General features: G+C 45.0%; 5 protein-coding genes. 4 read left to right on the top strand and 1 reads right to left on the bottom strand.

Annotated elements, in window-relative coordinates; all coding sequences use genetic code 11:
- From PX481_RS10375 to PX481_RS10360, 4 genes are all read left to right on the top strand, one after another.
- The coding region (locus tag PX481_RS10375) for a CHAT domain-containing protein (protein ID WP_288094549.1) at positions 1–1,931 on the top strand (1,931 nt) is incomplete at its 5' end.
- Positions 1,932–1,934: 3 nt separating this feature from the next.
- Positions 1,935–2,474 (top strand): hypothetical protein, encoded by a 540-nt coding sequence (locus PX481_RS10370; RefSeq protein ID WP_288094548.1) that lies wholly within the window; start codon positions 1,935–1,937, stop codon positions 2,472–2,474.
- 70 nt (positions 2,475–2,544) lie between these two features.
- Positions 2,545–2,790: a hypothetical protein gene (locus PX481_RS10365; protein ID WP_288094547.1), complete on the top strand. Its 246-nt coding sequence runs from the start codon at positions 2,545–2,547 to the stop codon at positions 2,788–2,790.
- 143 nt (positions 2,791–2,933) lie between these two features.
- Positions 2,934–3,212: a UPF0175 family protein gene (locus PX481_RS10360; RefSeq protein ID WP_288094546.1), complete on the top strand. Its 279-nt coding sequence runs from the start codon at positions 2,934–2,936 to the stop codon at positions 3,210–3,212.
- Between the two features lie 211 nt (positions 3,213–3,423).
- Here the strand turns inward: PX481_RS10360 and PX481_RS10355 are convergent.
- On the bottom strand, positions 3,424–4,048 hold a 625-nt coding region (locus PX481_RS10355; protein ID WP_288094545.1), incomplete at its 5' end, for an SDR family oxidoreductase.

The following is a 4,048-nucleotide window of genomic DNA, read 5'->3' as shown; positions in this document are numbered from 1 at the left end:
TAGAACAAGCGATCGCATCCTACGATCGAGCTTTAGAAATTAAACCCGATCTCCATGAAGCTTGGAACAACCGAGGGGTTGCGTTAGCTAATTTAGGCAGATTTGAACAAGCGATCGCATCCTACGATCGAGCTTTAGAAATTAAACCCGATTACCATGAAGCTTGGAACAACCGAGGGTGGGCCGTTTGTTCTCTGAGTAAAAATCGCGTTTCTACTCCCAGTCTAGAAGCTCTCATTTACCGTAAACCGATAGTAGCCCTTAATGACCGAGAACCCCATATTTTCGCCCTCCGGGAGGCACTTCCCCACCTCATTCAAGGATCGCCTCCGTGGGGGCAAATTTATCGCTATCTAGGGGAAGCTTATCTGGAACATTCCCAGTATAAAGAGAAAGCTAGTCCCTATTGGCGCGAAGCAATCCGACATTATCAAATCGCTTTACCGATTCTCACCGAAAAAGACTTCCCCGAAGATCATTTAGAAATTCTGCAAGGATTGATCCGCGCTCATCTTTCCCTACAGGAAATCCCTGAAGCGCGATTCTATCAACAACAGGGGCGCCACCTTTTTACTCGACTACGCGCCCAGAAACGCGATAAACCGGCTTTTGAGGCAAAATTCAGCAGTTTTAGTCACCTAGAAATCGATTTACTGATCGAGGAAAATCATCCCCTAGACGCAATTGAACAGGCAGAATTTTATAAAAATCGTTGTTTGACTTGGATTCTCGATAGTTGGCAAGAAAACCCCACCAGTCCCGATTATGCCACCATCCAAAGCCTGACCAGTCCGAATAAGGCGATTATTTACTGGTATCTCAGCGAGGACAATCTCACCACCTTTATTATCACCGCAGAGGCTGATCCCGTCATTGTCGAGCCAGAACAACGCCGTCAACTGGCGCGACAGTTTCGGACTTGGTTAACCGAATGGGATAAACAATACCTTGACTATGCCAGTAAAAAAGAAACGGAGAATAAACAAAATCACCCCTGGAGATTGTCACTTAACAGCCGTTTTGCCCAATTAAAGCGGATTTTACAGATCGATAAAATTCTCGAACCTTTGCCGGTTTCCGTTGATTCCCTGATTCTCATCCCCCACCGGGATCTGCACCGCTTCCCCCTACATACCCTCTTCCCCGAAAAATACACCGCCACCTATCTCCCCTCTGCTCAGGTCGGTTTGCGTCCCCAGTCCGGCGATTCCTCCTATTCTCCCCTCCTCAGCGTCGAAGACCCCAAAACGGAACAAAAACCCATGGATTTCGCCCAACTGGAATCAGCGATTATTAGCCATATCCTGCAACCGAGCCAGAGAATCAGCCCGAAAAAGGCATCACGCGAAAACGTCCGCAAAGCCCTCGAAAATGCCCATAAAACCTTTCATTTCACTGGTCACGGCTTTTATGACTCTTTTCGTCCCCAGGAGTCTGCGATCGCCCTTAGCGATGGTTTATTGACTGTCCGGGATATCAACAAGCTCAACCTCTCTAGTTACCGTCTCGTCTGTCTGGCTGCCTGTGAAACCGCTCTCACCGGTAAGGATGGCATTACTACCGAATACGTCGGCCTCGTCAGTGCTTTCCGGGCAGCGGGTGCGACTAATGTGGTCAGTACCCTCTGGCCGGTGAAGGAGATTTCTAGTGCTTGGTTTATGATTAACTTCTATCAAAGATTATTAACGGGTGAATCCCCGGCCCTAGCTCTGAAAAATACACAAAATTGGTTAAAAAATATCACTTGGCAGCAACTAGCTAACTGGATCGAGCAACTTGGACAACTTCCCGACCTAAGGGAAGGGGTCGATCGACTGGAGGCGAGGGCGGCGAATACTTTGAAGGAAGGCAGTACAATAGGGCTAGATCAACTAACAGAATATGGTGATCCTTACTATTGGGCAGCCTATACCCTGACTGGACAGGACTAACTTATGGAAATTCCCAAAACAATTATCAATCTTGAAGCGCTGCTAATCGCCCTCGCACAGCAGACTGAACCCTTGCCAGAATATCTACAGCGATCGCTCAAAGAAATTGAACGATTATTAAGGGAAGAACAACCCCAGGCAGCAACACAATTGCGGCAACTTGTCAAGGATTTTCCCCCCCTAGAAAAAGCTTATAAAAAAGCGATCGAAGAATTAGACGCAGCCTATGCTAACCAAGAACGCACCAAAAGTTTAAGCGTCATTTTTCCCGATAGTTTAGATTTCGAGTCCCTATTTATTAATGATGTTATTCCTAGCCAAGATTGGGTAAAAACTGCCCAAAAATTAGCTGGATCCCCCCTTGATCACGAGGGTGCTGATTCCCCTCGATTTTGGGATAAAGCTGATCGCCTGATGGTGGTAACGGTGGGAGGTGCGGCCCTAGGAGGATCGATTGCGGGAGTTTACGGTGCGGTTATTGGTGCGATATTAGCGGCCGGCTGCGGATGGTATATTACCTTTAGGAAAACAAAATCAGCATAAATTTTTGATGAAGATTGTTAACATTGAAAACTTTCTTTTGTTAATCGGAACCTTGGTCATTACCGCAAGCGTGGCACTGGTTACAAAAAAACAGCCAAGACGGGGAAACAATAAATCTTATCTAGAAATTCTTTTTGTTTCTGGGTTAACTTTGTGGACTGCATTTACCCTAGTTAAGGTCGTCTATAAAGTGTTAACCGATGAAAATTTTCAGAAATGCCTTGGTTCGGATAGTCAAATCCCTCTTTTGCTAGGTGCTGTTCTCGGTATCTATATTTCTATTAAAGAGATTTGTAAATTATTTGAAGCGAAGTAATAGAAATGCCAGCTTTATCCATATCTAAAAGTTATACTAAATCCTGTTGAGAAAGTGTAGAATAGGCGTTGGGTTTCATGCTTTAACTCAACCTAAGTTCTATAAACATTATCAGTAAACCCCAAAAAAAAGGAAGCTAAATCATGAAAATTACTATCGATATTCCCGATGAATTGCTTCAACATTACAACTACAATAATCTTACCCGTGAAATTTTAGAGGCTTTGGTGGTGCAGGCCTACCGAGCGGAAAAAATCACCAGTGCTGAGGTCGGAAGTATTTTAGGTCTATCTTCTCGTTGGGTGGTGGATGCTTTTTTGAAAAACCACGATGCCGATTTACATTACGATGAAGTCGATCTAGACAGCGATCACAAAACCCTTCAGCAACTTCGCAACAAACACGATCATAGTCTTTTTTGATCGTCGTTTCAATTAAATTGAAGATAGATTTCGCCTTTGATATCCCCTTAATAAGGGGGGCGCTGATCCCCCCTTGATCCCCCCTTAATAAGGGGGGCGCTGATCCCTCCTTGATCCTAGGGTTGATTCATTGTAGGGTTGATTCATGAATCAACCCTACTACCCTTAATAAGGGGGGTGCTGATGGTTTTTAACACCTACCTACTTAAAACTACATTCCCATAATTTCGTAACCGGAATCTACATAAATAATCTGACCGGTAATACCACTAGCAAGATCACTGGCTAAAAAAGCGGCCGTATTTCCCACCTCAATTTGTGTCACCGTGCGATGTAAAGGAGCGATTTCTTCCACATGATGGATCATATCAAGAATTCCACCCACGGCCGAAGATGCTAAGGTGCGAATTGGACCGGCGGAAATACCATTAACTCGGATCTTTTGGCCACCTAATTCGGCGGCTAAATAGCGAACACTCATTTCTAAACCAGCTTTTGCCACCCCCATTAAATTATAGTTAGGAATTACCTTGACACCACCGAGATAGGTAAGAGTGATAATACTTCCCCCTTCCGTCATCAAAGGTTTAGCCGATCGAGCTAGACGGGTTAGGGAAAAAGTGCTAATATCTAGGGACTTAGTGAAAGCCTCCCGGGGAATGGCGGTAAAATCGCCCGTTAAACCCTCTTTATCGGCAAAAGCGAGACAGTGAATCAAAATATCCAGTTTGCCCCATTTTTCCGCCACTGTAGCGAAAGTATCTTCTACCTGTTGGTCATTTTGGACATCGCAGGGGACATAAAAAGCGGGATTAAGTTCATCGGCCAATTCTCGC

The sequence above is a fragment of the Microcystis sp. M53603_WE2 genome (genome assembly GCF_030065435.1).
This window is presented reverse-complemented; position numbering and strand designations above follow the sequence as displayed.

Coding starts and splice junctions, on each gene's coding strand:
- PX481_RS10370 (WP_288094548.1), top strand. CDS start 1,935: ATGGAAATTCCCAAAACAATTATCAATCTTGAAGCGCTGCTAATCGCC.
- PX481_RS10360 (WP_288094546.1), top strand. CDS start 2,934: ATGAAAATTACTATCGATATTCCCGATGAATTGCTTCAACATTACAAC.